The following is a 14,568-nucleotide window of genomic DNA, read 5'->3' as shown; positions in this document are numbered from 1 at the left end:
CTCAACAGTCTTAGTATCCCGTGCCTCGGTCTTTTTTGGCTTTAATTTTCTCTTGAAGCTCCACAAATCCTTGAATCAGGGCTTCGGGCCTCGGAGGGCATCCAGGAATGTAAACATCAATCGGGAAGATTTCATCAATATTCTGCACAGTGCTGTAGGATTCGTAGAAAGGCCCGCCACTAATGGAACAATCTCCCATACAGATTACCCATTTCGGAGCAGGCATCTGTTCCCAGAGCCTCTTTAAAGCAGGCAGGTATTTCTTTGTCACATACCCACTGATTATCATGACATCAGCATGCCTCGGGGAGTTCCTCGGAATTATCCCGAAACGGTCAGTGTCATAGTGTGCACAGCCTGTAGCGATCATCTCAACACCGCAACAGCCCATAGGTTGAGTCATAAACCAGAGCGAGTTTTTTCTTCCCCAGTTGATAATGTCCTGAACCTTGGATTTCTTGAGAAGATTGTGAATAGCACTGGTTGTTGTCGTGATGACCCCAGGAATTTCTTCAGACTTTTCATTGTTTTTATTCGTTTTTTTCTCCTTCACTTCACCCATGTGAGAGCCCCCTTCTTCCAAAGATAAATGTATCCAAAAAGCAGTACAAAAACAAAAAGAAACATCTCAGCTACTGCGATAGAGGTAATCCCGTGTCCCTTATAGACTGTGGCCCACGGATAAAGGAAAAGCACTTCCACATCAAAGATCACAAAAGCGATCGCATAGAGATAATACTCAACATTGAACTGGATCCTTGCAGTTCCTGTGGGAACCGAACCCGATTCATATGTCGTGTACTTGCCTGCTGCCTTGCTCCTCGGACTCAGATGCTTTACCATAAACATTGTCATTGGTGGCATAACAAGTGCCACAAAAAGAAATATGGCGACTGGTATGTAACTATCAATTATTCCAGACATTAATATCACCTATTGAAATGCAGCAACCTGGATTGCAGCGTTACATGACATCGACTGCGGGGTTTTGGACATAAACTGCGTCCGAACACCCGGGTTTTAAGCAAATCGTGTTCAGTCAAGACACAGGCCTTTCTGGAAACACCTGAATCCACTAATCCTTAATTGCAGTAAAAGGATTCCTGTTTTCAGACATTTGCTTTCGGGCTCTGAAAAATTTGATTCATTGCCCGGAGTTGTATAATAAATTGTTGGAAGTGCGGATATTTCTTGTTTTAGACAGTATTAATTCAGTTGCGTGAAATTAGTATAATTAATAATTATCATTACAGTACACTATAGTTAATCCTGCAATTGTATTAGGAGATATTTATAATTATTTACTAGATAATTTTTATTTATATAAATCTGAGTTTAAGTAATTAAAGATGTTCTTTTAGAATATGAGCATGTTTAAAAAATAGAATAAAAACACTTGCTCGTCTATGACATTATATTACCCTTAATTATGTTATTCTCCATAGAATGCCACAACTCTAATAATATAATTTATTACATATATAATTAATCCTATACGGTATGAATAATTATATATACAAATTAATTATTTCAAATTGAATAAAAGAATCACATAAATATTATGAATAATCGTAATAAATCTAAAGGTTAAAAATTTAATAGTAAGCATTGAAGTATAAAATAATGAGCTTAAAATATTTTTAAGCTACCTTTGAAGGCTGGGGCGAGAGATTTCATTTCTGCTTCGCTTGTAATGCTGAAATTATGATATATTCCGAACATTACATTATAAAATATTCAACAGGGAATAAATAAATCACATATCGCTGATTACAACATATAGTTGCCGCATTCACGGCAAAGGGAAAATTCACGCCGGGATATAAGCCTGAGAACACACTGTACCAACACATTATAATAAGTCTTTCATGATAGGAAAGCTGGTGGAATCGCATGAAGATCAATGATAACTGTGTAGGATGCGGCCAGTGTGCTTCTTTTTGTAAGAAAGGAGCAATAGAGGTAAAAGGGAAGGCACGAACTACCGATGCCTGTATAGATTGCGGGATCTGTGCTATCTACTGCCCTGTTAAAGCCATAGAGGTGCCGGCGTGAAAGCAATTGTAATTGGTGCAGGGCTTGGAGGGCTCTTAAGCGCAGCCAGGCTCTCAAAGGCAGGATATCAGGTTGAGGTTTATGAGAGACTTCCTATCACAGGAGGAAGGTTTACAAACCTGAATTATAAAGGATTCCAACTCTCGAGTGGAGCTCTCCACATCCTGCCCCACGGACCTTCAGGCCCTCTAGCACAGTTTCTCAGTGAAGTCGGAGCTGACATTGAGATCGTGCGGTCAGACATAACAACAGTGCGAGTTCCCCTGAAGAAGAACAGCCCAGATTACAGTAAAGGTTTCAAAGATATTCCTTTTTCCGATTTTCCCACACTTCTCTCGCATAAAGACCGCCTGAAGATTGCCCTTCTTACAGTGAGTACGCGAAAGAACCGACCGACAGGGAGCACTCTCCAGGCCTGGATCAGGAGCCAGATTAAGGACGAATGGCTTGTGAGATTTGCCGACTCTTTCTGCGGCTGGGCGCTGAGTCTCAGAAGTGACGAAGTGCCTGTAGAAGAAATTTTCGAGATAATCGAAAACATGTACAGGTTCGGCGGGCCTGGTGTTCCTGTAGGCGGATGCAAAGGAATAATCGACGCCCTGGAGAGTGTGATTGCCGCACACGGCGGAAAGATCCATACCAGAGCTGAGGTTTCAAAAATCCTTCTGCAGAATGGTAAAGCTGCAGGTGTGCTTATTGGCGAGGAAGTTCATAAAGCCGACCTGATCATCAGTAATCTCGGGCATGTTGCAACAGCCCGCCTTTGCCGAGAGGCCCTTTCAGGAGAGAAAAACTCAGGATACTTGAGACAGCTTGAGACCCTGAGACCGTCTGCTGGCATAAAGATCTGCCTTGCTGCAGATGAGCCACTTGTAGGGCATTCAGGCATCCTTCTCACCCCATATGCGAAAAGGGTAAATGGGATAAATGAGGTTACCCAGGTTGACCCGAGACTTGCTCCACCGGGCAAACACCTTACAATGTCCCATCAGTACGTAGCCCCTGAGAATATAAAAAATCTCGAGGCTGAAATCGAATTAGGGCTTCAGGATCTTAAGGAAATCTTCCCCGATAAGAGATATGAAGTCCTGCTTATCCAGTCATACTATGACAGCTGGCCAGTAAACAGGGCAACATCTGGTACTGACCCTGGTAATGAAACCCCGATTCCAGAGCTCTACGTCGTGGGGGATGGAGCCAAAGGAAAAGGGGGCATAGAAGTTGAAGGCGTGGCTCTCGGCGTGGCTGCAACCATGAAAAAAATTCTTGGTTAAACAAATTCAGCAGGTGTTCTATCATTCCACCAAAAAATCCCGATTTTGTAACTTACTCGAAGAACGTTTTCATCCCTGTGACCAATATATGCAGGAACCGCTGCGGGTACTGCGGCTTTCGGAGGGAACCCGGGCAACCGGACGCCAGGCTCATGAAGCCTGAAGAAATTCTTCCTGTGCTTGAGAATGGGGCAAAGGCGGGGTGCACTGAAGCCCTTTTCACCTTTGGCGAGTTTCCAGATGAGGTGCCGGAGTACAGGAATTGGCTAAAAGAACTTGGCTATTCTTCTACTCTTGAATACCTTCTCTTTCTCTGTGAAGCTGCGATCGATATTGGAATTCTTCCTCATACGAATGCGGGTATCATGACGCACTCGGAGCTTAAGGCTTTAAAGCCTTTGAATGCAAGCATGGGGTTGATGCTTGAGAGCATGGCAGCTCTTGATGCACATAAAGACTGCCCTGGCAAACTTCCCGAACTCAGGCTTGATACTATCCGGGAAGCCGGAAAGCTCAGAATTCCCTATACTACCGGCATTCTTGTAGGGATAGGGGAGAAAAGAGAGGACAGAATTGAGTCGCTTGAGGCTATTGCAGGTCTTCACAGGGAATATGGGCATATCCAAGAAGTTATTATCCAGAATTTTATCCCAAAATCCGGAACATATATGGAAAACTCTCCAGAACCTGCGGTAGAGGAAATAGTTGATACTATATGCCTTGCCAGGCAGATCCTTCCTCCTGATGTGGCAGTGCAGGTTGCCCCAAACCTTATAGACCCTAAGGCCCTTATCGCGAAAGGGGTTAGTGACCTTGGAGGTATATCCCCGCTGACAATTGACTGGATTAATCCTGAAGCAGAATGGCCGGATGTAAGGGATTTGCAAAAGAAACTCGGATCGATTCTGCTCAGGGAACGCCTGCCGATTTACCCCCAGTATGTGAAAAGAGGGTGGTATTCAGACAGGTTATCCGGGCTGATAGCACAGCTCTCGGACTCGGAGGGTTATAGGAAACAGCCCTGAAATGGGCATGCGGAGAATTAGAAAAATGAACAGCAAAATTCCCGAAGACCTTATAGAACGCGCATACCAGGGGAAGAGCACAAAAGAAGACGGGCTTCTACTCCTTGAGGTACCTCCTTTCGAACTCTTCAGGTTTGCGGATGAACTCCGCTCCCTTACAGCAGGGGATATGGTTACTTACGTCGTAAACAGGAATATTAACTTTACCAGCCAGTGTGTAGGGACCTGCGGGTTCTGCGCATTTAGAACGAATAACGGCAAAGTTCTGACCCTTGAAGAAATAATGGGAAAAGTAAGGGAGGCGGCACAGGCAAATGCTACTGAAGTCTGCATCCAGGGAGGACTTCTGCCTGACGCTGGCATTGACTTTTATCTCGGGATTGTAGAAGCCATAAAAGCCGAATTCCCTGAGATGCATATCCATTCCTTTTCACCGATGGAGGTTTACCATGCTTCCCGTATCAGTGGAATCCCTGTAAAAGAAGCCCTGCTAAGACTTAAAAAAAGCGGGCTTGACACCATGCCCGGCACGGCAGCCGAAATTCTTTCGGACAGGGTAAGGGAGATTATCTGCCCTTCAAAAATCAAAACCTCGGAATGGATAGAGGTGGTTACCCAGGCACATGCCGCAGGCATTCCTACGACTGCAACGATGATGTACGGGCATGTCGAAACTCTTGAAGAAAGGATAGAACATATATTGATCATCAGGGAAATTCAGAAGGAAACGGGTGGAATTACGGAATTTGTGCCCCTGCCTTTTATGCCTTATAACAACCCTGTAGGGGAGAAATTAATGAGAGAAGGTAGATACGCTACGCCTGGTCTTGAGGATCTTAAGAATTATGCTGTTTCTCGTATTCTTCTCCACGGGTACGTAGACAATATTCAGGCAAGCTGGGTGAAGTTAGGGAAAAAACTTGCGCAGTTTGCTCTTCACTGTGGGGTTAACGATCTTGGGGGTACCCTTATGGAGGAAAGTATTTCAAGGTCTGCAGGAGCCTCTAATGGAGAAGCGCTATCTGTAGAAGAACTCGAGTGGATGATCTATGGAGCCGGGAGAGTTCCAAAAGAAAGAACCACTCTGTACGGAAGAGTGAATGAGCTGGTTTCGGGAAATCCGAGGCGATCAGGGTTCAGAGTCTCAGAGTGAGCCTATCTATCGGGATAGATATATCAGATAAACAGGAATGATCGGGATGTACATGAAGAGGCCGGCAGCAATTCCTGATGATGTCCTTGAAAGGGCACATCGGGGAAACTGCACAAAAGAGGATGCACTTATCCTGCTTGAAGGAAGCCCATTCGAGTTATTCGAACTTGCCGATAACCTTCGGGCCAGTACCACAGGTGATATTGTTAGTTATATCACGAACAGAAATATTTATATTACAAATAAATGCGCAGGAAATTGCGGATTTTGCGCTTACAGGACAGAAAAAGGGTATATACTGAGCGTGGAAGAAATCCTGAAAAAGGTGGGTGACGCCTGGAAAGCCGGAGTTATTGAGGTTTGCATCCAGGGAGGTTATATTCCGGAAATTGACATGGAATTCTACCTGGAGATTGTAGAGTCAATAAAAGCTGAATATCCAGAACTCTGTATTCATGCCTTTTCTCCTATGGAAATACACTATGCGGCAAAAATCTCAGGCATGTCCATAAAAGAGGCTCTTCGTAAGCTTAAAGAAAGCGGGCTTGATTCCCTTACCGGAACTTCAGCTGAAATTCTTTCCGACAGGGTGAGAAATATAATCTGTCCCGAAAAAATCAATACACAGCAATGGATCGATATTATAAAGACCGCACATAAAACCGGAATTTCCACAAATGCAACTATTATGTACGGACATGTTGAAACGGTCGAAGAGCGTCTTGATCATGTTTTTACTATCCGCGAAATACAGAAAGAGACCGGTGGATTTTCAGAGTTTATCCCGATGTCCTTTTTGCCCCATAATAACAGGATAGGGGAGAAAATGTTAGCATCTGGAAAATTCGCAAGCACAGGGCTTGAAGACTTGCAGCTCATTGCCATTTCCCGCATAATCCTGCACACCCACATAAATAATATTCAGGCTACCTGGGTTAAACTCGGGAAAAAGCTTGCTCAGTTTGCCCTCGAGTGCGGAGCTAATGATCTAGGAGGCACGCTTATGGAAGACCAGATTTCAACCGCGTCTGGAGGGAATCACGGAGAATACATGTCTCCTGCCGAGTTCGAATGGATGATAAAAGGGGCAGGAAGAATCCCTGTACAGAGAGATACCCTTTACCGGAAAGTGGAACCAGGCTTCTCGAATAAAGTAGGCTCATTGCCTGCTTTCGGAAAGGCAAAGATAAGCAGTAAAGAGTAACCGCTCGAGTCCCGCGTCGTGAGAACGGCCTGAATTCAGTTTAGACAGAATTGTAGCCCCCAAGTTCCGACTCGGGAGCATTGTCCGTTTCGCTTGCTTCGTTAGCTCAATAGATTAATCTATAAATTTATCGGAAAGATAAACCAGATCTCACTTAGTTGATATGAGAAGGTTCAGAATTTTACTTGGTAGGGTGAGTCTTATTAATTATTGATTACCAGGTGTCTCTTCCATGTGATTTGACTAGATCAGATAAACCAGGGCCGTTGAGAACTACCTGCAAGCTGAACTAATAGAAAAATTAATTAACTTTTTCGGGCTGCAGGAGTTTAATTATATAAATTTCAATAAATTATGTTTAATATTCATGTTTACTTATGTCCTAATTATATTTTCAGGAGTTCAGATGAAAGCCGTAATCCCCTATAAAAAAGCCGGTGCAAAATCCAGATTATCACCTGTCCTGAGTCAGGAAGAGAGAGAAGAACTTGTGGAACTGATGTTGAATCAGGTAATAGATACCCTTAAGGAAGCCGGAATAGAGACTATTGATATTCTCAGTCCTTCGATGTATGGACTTGAGAACATGACGAAAGCCACTGTGCTTCTGGATAGAAACGACCTCAATGAGGCTCTTAACTGGTATCTGGAGCAGGCTGAGGAGCCGGTTATGATTGTTATGGCTGATCTTCCCCTTCTGTCTCCAGATCATGTTAAAGGGATAACTTCAACTGAAGGAGACGTTTGCATCGTCCCGGGAAAAGGTGGGGGCACAAATGTATTGTTTATCAAAAATCCTTCAGGCTACAGGGTCAGGTACTACGGTTCAAGTTTCCTGACTCATTGTTCGATTGCGGAAGAAGCAGGGCAGAATGTTGAGATTTACGACTCTTTCCTTGCAGGTATAGATATAGATGAACCCGAAGACCTGGTAGAACTGCTTATACATGGAAGCGGAGCTTCGAAAGAGTATATTAGCAAAAAATTCAGGCTTGAGATTAGCAGAGGAAGAGTAAGGCTGGCTCCGGTATGAGATTAGCAGGGGCAGTTCTCAAATAACTGGAAAAACAGAAAGATTATATGAAATTTGAAATAAACTATTATGGGGTAAATAACTACCTGACTAGTGGAATTGGGCTGGTTGGATATGGCTCTGGGGCGCAAAATCAGTTTTGCGTGGATAGATGTTCGTTTCAGAATTTTAATTTGGAAACCTTTTATTGAAACCTTATATTAAAAACTTACATTGGGACCTTAAAAAACTTACATTGGAACTTTAAAAAACTTTATATTAGAACCTTTATATTAGAACCTTTATTCAAACCTTGCACTTAAACCTTGTATTCAAAGCTTATATTAGAGAAGTTATGCTAGGACTAGAAAAACCATGTGTTGAATTTTTCAACCCGGCTTCAGATCAAAAATTATAAATACAATTTACTAGTTGGTTTGAAATTGAATAATATGGAAACAAACTAATAGTCTGAGCTTTAAGTATTCAGGTAACTGACCTGTAAACAAATCGAGCTTGTCTTCCAGAAATACGTATTTATAAGTAAGAAAAAGCTTTGATACTCGGAAGTTAAAGGTTGGAAATGAAAAATGTTTAGATCTGGTAGTTTTAATCAACAAAAAATATATGGTAGAGGGCTGTTATTACTGCCTTAAAATTACCATGATTTGCCAAACTGCCTAACATGCCATAATTGCCTTATTTGCCTTTAAAAGTTACAGGTGAGCTGGTGAGCATCGAGATAAACCGATATAAATGTGGATATTGTGGTGCCTGTGTGGGAGTCTGCCCTAAGGGAGCACTCGAACTTGTAGAGACATGGGTCGAAGTAGATGAAAGCACGTGCATGGCATGCGGGATATGCGATCGCATCTGCCCTGTGGGAGCAATTGAGGTAATGAAATGAAGGACAGATACGATGTTCTAGTAATAGGAGCAGGTCCTGCAGGTTCCATTGCTGCGAGAAACGCAGCTGAAAAAGGGCTTGATGTACTTCTAATTGAAAAACGCCAGGAGATAGGCGATCCTGTACGCTGTGCCGAAGGCGTGAGCAAAGAATGCCTCAAGAAACATGTGGAAATTGACAAAATGTGGATTTGCGCGGACCTTAAAGCTTCTCACATCTACGCCCCAGACGGTACAAGGATAGAGATGGCAGAAGAAATCTCTGGTGGAGAAGTAGGCTATGTCCTTGAGAGAAAAGTGTTTGACAGGGCACTTGCAGAACAGGCTGCCCGTGCGGGGGCTGAAGTAAGAGTAAAAACCCGAGCAACTGACCTCATACTCGAGGATGGTTTCGTCAGGGGAGCCAAACTAATGCATCTGGGAAAAACATATGACGTGCGTGCCAAGATAGTTATAGGTGCTGACGGAATCGAATCAAAGGTGGGTCGATGGGCAGGCATCGATACTTCCCTGAAGCCCATAGACATAGAAACCTGTACCCAGTACCTGATAGCTGGAGTGGATATAGCCCAGGACCATTGCGAGTTTTATGTAGGAAACGAGATTGCACCGGGTGGTTATATATGGATCTTTCCTAAGGGCGAAGGCAAAGCCAATGTAGGGGTTGGTATCCTCGGAAGCAGGGCAGGAAAATTCAAGCCAAGGCCTGTAGACTACCTTAACAGCTTTATGGAAAAGAAATTTCCCGATGCTAGAATTATTGAGATGGTTTATGGGGGAGTCCCGGTATCTGGCAGCATTGAGAAAACGTCGGCTAACGGTCTAATGCTAATCGGGGACGCTGCCCGTCAATCCGACCCGATCACAGGCGGCGGAATCCTGAACGCTATGGAAGCAGGGAAGCTTGCAGGTGAAGCTGCATATGCGGCTATTTCCGCAGGGGACGTTTCCTTCCAGAAACTTGAAGAGGTTTATGAGAAGCGCTGGAGAGCGACCATAGGGCATGATATTGACATGAGCCTCATAGTAAAGAATTGCTTTATCAACCTGAGTGACGATGACCTGAACTCCCTTGCCCATTCCCTGAAAGATGTAAAATTTGACAGAATGAACCTTCTCGATTTATTACAGGCTCTCTTTAAAGCCAATAAAAAACTGCTCTGGGACCTTCGAGTCCTTTTCAAGGACGCCGCAAAAGAAGTAGCAAAAAATAAAATATAACGCCCGGAAACCCGGGCATTTTCTGTTTTTATATTTTTTCTTTAACTTTCCTCAAAGGATTTCCCGTATTCAAATTTATTTTATAACCTCACAGGCGCGTACTATTGCGATTGCGCAGCAACTAAAAGAAAAATCAAAGTTCTCTGGTTCTGGAATGCAATTCGGGCAAGACAGGGCTCGGGAGACACATTTCAGGTATATCACTTTTTCCAGAACTCAGGAGTGAAGAGTAAAATTACAGTATAAACTTCAAGCCTTCCAATCCACATATTCGCAATCAGAACTAATTTCCCGAGAAGGGGGATAGAATCAAAACTGCCCATAGGGCCTACGACATTCATGCCTGGTCCTACATTACCAAGCGTAGCTATGGACGCAGTAAACGAGGTTATTATGTCCATGCCCAGAACAGAGAGAACAAGGGCACTTGAGACAAAGATAAGTAGATAAATGACAACAAATGAAACTATGGAATTGACAATCTCCTCGGGCACGTTTTTACTGTTTAATTTAACGCCTTTTATGGCTCTCGGATGAAGGGCCTTAAAGAGTTCCATTCTACTGTGCTTGAGAAGGATAAGAACGCGTACAACCTTGATGCCTCCGCCTGTAGAGCCGGCACAGCCTCCAATAAACCCAACTATAATAAGTATCATTTTCGCAGAATCAGACCAGAGATTGAAATCCGTTGTCACGAGCCCGGTAGTTGTCATAACTGAGATTACATGAAAGATTGCAAGTCGGAATGAATCTGAAAGGTTTGTACCAAAATCTCGCCAGAGCAGGAAGGTGAGAAGCCCGCTTGCAGCAAGGATCAGGGCAGTATAAAACCGGAATTCTTCATCTTTAAGAAGGGTATTTTTGTCTACAAACATTGCTCGGTAGTAAAGGGCAAAGTTTACACCGGCAATGAAAGTGAATAATGCTGTTATATACTCTATATGAGGGCTGTTAAATGCTCCAACACTCAGAGCGTAATTGGAGAAACCTCCACAGGACACTGTAGAAAACATAAGATTAAGTGAATCATATAGGGAGACTCCTGCAAGCATAAGAGCGATAACCTGCAGGAAAGAAATTACAAAGTAAATTATCCAGAGAATTTTTGCAGTTTCCCTTACCCTGGGCTTCAACTTCTCCTCGGTAGGTCCGGGCATCTCAGCGCGGAAAAGCTGGCGTCCTGCAACCCCTAGTTTGGGCAAGATAGCAATGAAAAGCACGATAATACCCATGCCCCCAAGCCACATAATCATGCCTCTCCAGAAGAGAATGCTTTTAGGGTGGCTTTCAATATCAGTAAGAATTGTTGAGCCTGTAGCGGTAAATCCTGACATGGATTCGAAAAACGCATTCAAAGGAGAGATTCCGTCCATAATAAAAGGAATTGCTCCGAAAATGGCAGCTGCAAGCCAGCCCAGGGCAACGATTGCAAAGCCTTCCTTGCGCATCCATTCCTCTTCGGTCTTATAGGAGAGCAGGAGAAAGCCTGTTATAGTGGTTACAAGAATTGAAATCAGAAAAGGAGTTAAACTCTCCCCGTAATAATATGCGACTCCGAGAGGGATTATCATGAAAAGCCCCAGGAGCCTGAGCAGACCGCCAAGCACATATAAAACAATTCTAAAATTCATGCAGATCCACTGTTTTAAAGCTGTTAGACCCTTTTGGATCGTTTGTATTTACTTTTTACTTAAAAAACTTCTCCACAGCCGGAACAGCGGAAGATAAAGCAAAGATTATTACTCTGTCTCCTTCCCGAATTACGGTATCTCCTCTAGGTATAATAGTATCATCATTATGGACTACCATTGTAACAAGCGCTCCTTTGGGAAACTTGACCCTATCAAGGGACTTCCCGACTATTTTTGAGCTTCTTGATGCTGTATACTCGATGATTTCGGCTTTTTCGCCTTCAAGAGTGGCAAGTTTTTCAATCCCTCTCCCCATTGTAAGCTTCAAAACCTCATTTACTGTTGCTTGCCTGGGACTGACTGCCATATCTATCCCAATCATTTCGAACAAAGGCACGTAATCCGGACGATCAGCCCTGGCAATTACTTTCTTTGTCCCAAGCTGTTTTGCAAGCAGAGCACACAGTAGATTTTTTTCATCGCTATTCGTAACTGCAAGCACAACGTCCATATCTTCGATATTTTCTTCCCTCAAAAGATTGACATCTGTACCATCCCCGTTTAAAACGAGGGCATTTTCCAGCATTTCAGCCACTTCTATACAGCGGCTTTTCCTGTACTCGATAATCTTGAGGTCTGCATTCTCATCTTTATCAATCAGTTTAGCAAGATAAAATCCTACAATTCCGCAGCCTATAAGGAGAATTTTATTCCTGTGGGGCTCTCCATTCCCGAAGATACGACCAAGTTCTTCCAGGGCTCTGGGTTTGCCTACGACTACCATATGGTCATTTGCATTAATAGCATCATCCCCATGAGGAATAACTACTTCGTTTTTCCGAAAGATCGCACTTACAATGCAGCAGTCATCAAGCTCGAGGTCTTTTATCTGCTGCCCTACAAGCCTGTTGTCTGGATGGATAGCGAATTCCATCATCTGAACTTTTCCCTCGGCAAAAACCTGCGCATCTATAGCTGATGGGCTTGAGAGCACCTCAGCAACCTCAGAAGCAAGCGCAAGCTCAGGACAGATCATGATATCAACTCCAACCTGAGCCCTTGAAGTTACAGGCACATCAATATAATCCGGGTTACTTACTCTCGCGATTGTCTTTGTTTCTTTCCAACCTGGATGGGACCTTATTATAAGCTTTGCAGTCATGCAGGCAACGATATTGACCTCATCGACCCCTGTGACAGCGACCAGAATATCCGCATCATGAAGGATACTGGAGAGAATATCAGCGTTTGCGCCATTTCCCTCCAGAACCTGAACATCAAGTTCATCCGCCCTCTGTGCAACCTCCTCATCTTTCTCAACAACAATCACATCATGTGTAAGAGAGAGAAATTTTGCGATATGGTATCCAACTTCGCCTGCCCCTATAACTACAGCTTTCATAAGAGTTCCTCAAAAAAGCTTGGTTTCAGGTAAATTAACCTGCTTGCTTAAATAATCATGGAAAAAGAAAAAAGTAAATGGTCATGTTTATGATGAGTGTTATGCAGTAATACCATAATAAACCTTCAATGGGAAGAAGTGAGATTTTACCCATAGTGAGAGGAAAAGGCAGCTCTATGAAAAACATGATTTTATCTGAAAAATTTCTCAATTTCTGGTATTGCAGAAGACATAGAAAAGATAACCACTCTATCCTGATTTTCAATAACAAAATCCCCTCTCGGGACTACAGTCTCTTTTCCCCGAACTACCATATTGATGAGAGCTCCTCTTGGGAACTTTACTTTGTTCAACGGTCTCCCGACAATTTTAGAGCTTTCAGAAGCCGTATATTCTATGATTTCTGCTCTTTCGCCTTCAATAGTTGTCAGGGTTTGTATTCCCCTGCCCATTGTAAGCTTCAATACTTCATTTACAGTCGCTTCCCTGGGACTGACTGCCATATCTATGCCGACCATTTCAAAGAGAGGAAGATAATCCGAGCGGTCAGCCCTGGCAATTACTTTCTTTGCCCCTAGCTGTTTTGCAAGCAGAGCGCACAGAAGGTTTTTCTCATCACTGTCTGTGACTGCAATAACAACATCCATATTCTCTATATTTTCTTCTCTGAGCAAGTTGAGATCAGTGCCATCCCCATTAAGTATAAGAGCACCTTCGAGTGTTTCCGCTACCTCAATACAGCGGCTCTTCTTTTGCTCAATAATCTTAAGGTCAGCATTTTCTTCTTTGCCTATTAACTTAGCCAGATAGAAACCTACAATTCCGCAGCCTATGATAAGAACTCTATTTTTATGATGTATTTCGCTCCCGAAAACACTGCTCAAGCTTTCCATAGCTTCAGGCTTACCAACAACCACCATATGGTCATTTGCTTTTATAACATCACTTCCGTGAGGAATAATTATTTCATGATCCCGAAAAACCGCACTTACAATGCAGCAGTCAGCAAGCCTGAGATCCTGCATCTGCTTTCCTACAAGCTTGCTTTCGGGGCTTATTGCAAACTCGGTCATTCGAACTTTTCCCTCAGCAAACATCTCGGCATTTATTGCGGACGGGCTTGATAGAATTTCAGCGACTTCGGAAGCAAGCGCAAGCTCTGGACAGATCATAAGATCGACTCCAACCTGAGCCCTGGAAGTTACAGGTGAATCTATGTAGTCTGGGTTGCTGACCCTGGCAATGGTTTTAATATCCTTCCATCCGGGCTTGCTTCGGGTGACTAGCTTCGCTGTCATGCAGGCAACAATATTAACTTCATCGAGACCGGTCACAGCCACAAGCAGATCAGTATCCTGAAGAAATCTTGAGAGAAGTTCAGCGTTTGCACCATTTCCTTCTATAGCAAGGACATCGAGTTCGTCTGCCCTTTTTAATGCTTCTTCAGCTTTTTCAATAATTATTACATCGTTTTTGGGGGAAAGGGCTTTTGCAATGTGATAACCTACTTCCCCAGCGCCAATAATTATAATCTTCATAGCACACCTTCAGAAGATCTGTTTTTAACTAACCTGATATTATAAAACCTTGCGGTCCAGAAGCAAAAAGTACGGAATAAATCAGGATAGGACAAATATAATGAAAAAATGTGTGAAGTTAAGAGAACATGGACAGGACAAAGTTGT

General features: G+C 43.3%; 13 protein-coding genes. 8 read left to right on the top strand and 5 right to left on the bottom strand.

Going from position 1 to position 14,568, the window contains the following annotated elements:
- Positions 1–10: 10 nt before the first annotated feature.
- Both fpoB and fpoA read right to left on the bottom strand, forming a co-directional pair.
- Positions 11–562, bottom strand: a complete 552-nt coding sequence (gene fpoB / locus AOB57_RS01380) for a F(420)H(2) dehydrogenase subunit B (RefSeq protein WP_054298884.1) — start codon at positions 560–562, stop codon at positions 11–13.
- Complete coding sequence (gene fpoA, locus AOB57_RS01375; protein ID WP_054298883.1) at positions 550–924, bottom strand: F420H2 dehydrogenase subunit FpoA; 375 nt, start codon at positions 922–924, stop codon at positions 550–552. Before fpoA ends, fpoB begins: the two co-directional genes overlap by 13 nt.
- Positions 925–1,893: 969 nt before the next feature.
- Between fpoA and AOB57_RS01370 the strand changes: the two genes are divergently transcribed.
- From AOB57_RS01370 to AOB57_RS01335, 8 genes are all read left to right on the top strand, one after another.
- Positions 1,894–2,055, top strand: coding sequence for a 4Fe-4S binding protein (locus AOB57_RS01370; RefSeq protein ID WP_054298882.1), 162 nt, complete (start codon positions 1,894–1,896; stop codon positions 2,053–2,055).
- A complete protein-coding gene (locus AOB57_RS01365; RefSeq protein ID WP_054298881.1) occupies positions 2,052–3,329 on the top strand; it encodes a phytoene desaturase family protein in 1,278 nt (425 codons plus the stop codon). Before AOB57_RS01370 ends, AOB57_RS01365 begins: the two co-directional genes overlap by 4 nt.
- Before the next feature lie 23 nt (positions 3,330–3,352).
- Positions 3,353–4,354 carry a 7,8-didemethyl-8-hydroxy-5-deazariboflavin synthase CofG gene (cofG, locus tag AOB57_RS01360; RefSeq protein WP_054298880.1) on the top strand — a complete coding sequence of 334 codons (1,002 nt, stop codon included), beginning with the start codon at positions 3,353–3,355 and terminating at the stop codon, positions 4,352–4,354.
- Positions 4,355–4,379: 25 nt separating this feature from the next.
- The gene (cofH, locus tag AOB57_RS01355) at positions 4,380–5,507 is read left to right on the top strand and encodes a 5-amino-6-(D-ribitylamino)uracil--L-tyrosine 4-hydroxyphenyl transferase CofH (protein ID WP_054298903.1); all 1,128 of its coding nucleotides are present in this window, start codon (positions 4,380–4,382) and stop codon (positions 5,505–5,507) included.
- A gap of 46 nt (positions 5,508–5,553) precedes the next feature.
- Positions 5,554–6,711 (top strand): 5-amino-6-(D-ribitylamino)uracil--L-tyrosine 4-hydroxyphenyl transferase CofH, encoded by a 1,158-nt coding sequence (gene cofH, locus AOB57_RS01350; RefSeq protein WP_054298879.1) that lies wholly within the window; start codon positions 5,554–5,556, stop codon positions 6,709–6,711.
- A gap of 406 nt (positions 6,712–7,117) precedes the next feature.
- Positions 7,118–7,744 carry a 2-phospho-L-lactate guanylyltransferase gene (gene cofC / locus AOB57_RS01345; protein WP_054298878.1) on the top strand — a complete coding sequence of 209 codons (627 nt, stop codon included), beginning with the start codon at positions 7,118–7,120 and terminating at the stop codon, positions 7,742–7,744.
- Positions 7,745–8,453: 709 nt separating this feature from the next.
- Positions 8,454–8,630 carry a 4Fe-4S binding protein gene (locus AOB57_RS01340; protein ID WP_054298877.1) on the top strand — a complete coding sequence of 59 codons (177 nt, stop codon included), beginning with the start codon at positions 8,454–8,456 and terminating at the stop codon, positions 8,628–8,630.
- A complete protein-coding gene (locus AOB57_RS01335) occupies positions 8,627–9,850 on the top strand; it encodes a digeranylgeranylglycerophospholipid reductase (protein WP_054298876.1) in 1,224 nt (407 codons plus the stop codon). The genes AOB57_RS01340 and AOB57_RS01335 overlap by 4 nt, the downstream gene beginning before the upstream one ends.
- 200 nt (positions 9,851–10,050) lie before the next feature.
- On the opposite strand, the gene AOB57_RS01330 is transcribed toward AOB57_RS01335, so the two are convergent.
- The 3 genes from AOB57_RS01330 to trkA (AOB57_RS01320) form a co-directional block, all read right to left on the bottom strand.
- Positions 10,051–11,481 carry a TrkH family potassium uptake protein gene (locus AOB57_RS01330; RefSeq protein ID WP_054298875.1) on the bottom strand — a complete coding sequence of 477 codons (1,431 nt, stop codon included), beginning with the start codon at positions 11,479–11,481 and terminating at the stop codon, positions 10,051–10,053.
- Between the two features lie 55 nt (positions 11,482–11,536).
- Positions 11,537–12,883: a Trk system potassium transporter TrkA gene (gene trkA / locus AOB57_RS01325; RefSeq protein WP_054298874.1), complete on the bottom strand. Its 1,347-nt coding sequence runs from the start codon at positions 12,881–12,883 to the stop codon at positions 11,537–11,539.
- Between the two features lie 191 nt (positions 12,884–13,074).
- Positions 13,075–14,421 carry a Trk system potassium transporter TrkA gene (trkA, locus tag AOB57_RS01320; protein ID WP_054298873.1) on the bottom strand — a complete coding sequence of 449 codons (1,347 nt, stop codon included), beginning with the start codon at positions 14,419–14,421 and terminating at the stop codon, positions 13,075–13,077.
- Positions 14,422–14,568: the final 147 nt, after the last annotated feature.

Source organism: Methanosarcina flavescens (genome assembly GCF_001304615.2).
Classification (GTDB): Archaea; Halobacteriota; Methanosarcinia; order Methanosarcinales; family Methanosarcinaceae; genus Methanosarcina; species Methanosarcina flavescens.
The sequence above is the reverse complement of the archived record's forward strand: the minus strand, read 5'-3'. Positions and strand labels throughout refer to the sequence as shown.

Excerpts from the sequence above, each read along its gene's own strand:
- fpoB (WP_054298884.1), bottom strand. The coding sequence starts at position 562 with ATGGGTGAAGTGAAGGAGAAAAAAACGAATAAAAACAATGAAAAGTCT.
- fpoA (WP_054298883.1), bottom strand. The coding sequence starts at position 924 with ATGTCTGGAATAATTGATAGTTACATACCAGTCGCCATATTTCTTTTT.
- AOB57_RS01370 (WP_054298882.1), top strand. The coding sequence starts at position 1,894 with ATGAAGATCAATGATAACTGTGTAGGATGCGGCCAGTGTGCTTCTTTT.
- cofH (WP_054298903.1), top strand. The coding sequence starts at position 4,380 with ATGAACAGCAAAATTCCCGAAGACCTTATAGAACGCGCATACCAGGGG.
- cofH (WP_054298879.1), top strand. The coding sequence starts at position 5,554 with ATGTACATGAAGAGGCCGGCAGCAATTCCTGATGATGTCCTTGAAAGG.
- cofC (WP_054298878.1), top strand. The coding sequence starts at position 7,118 with ATGAAAGCCGTAATCCCCTATAAAAAAGCCGGTGCAAAATCCAGATTA.
- AOB57_RS01335 (WP_054298876.1), top strand. The coding sequence starts at position 8,627 with ATGAAGGACAGATACGATGTTCTAGTAATAGGAGCAGGTCCTGCAGGT.
- AOB57_RS01330 (WP_054298875.1), bottom strand. The coding sequence starts at position 11,481 with ATGAATTTTAGAATTGTTTTATATGTGCTTGGCGGTCTGCTCAGGCTC.
- trkA (WP_054298874.1), bottom strand. The coding sequence starts at position 12,883 with ATGAAAGCTGTAGTTATAGGGGCAGGCGAAGTTGGATACCATATCGCA.
- trkA (WP_054298873.1), bottom strand. The coding sequence starts at position 14,421 with ATGAAGATTATAATTATTGGCGCTGGGGAAGTAGGTTATCACATTGCA.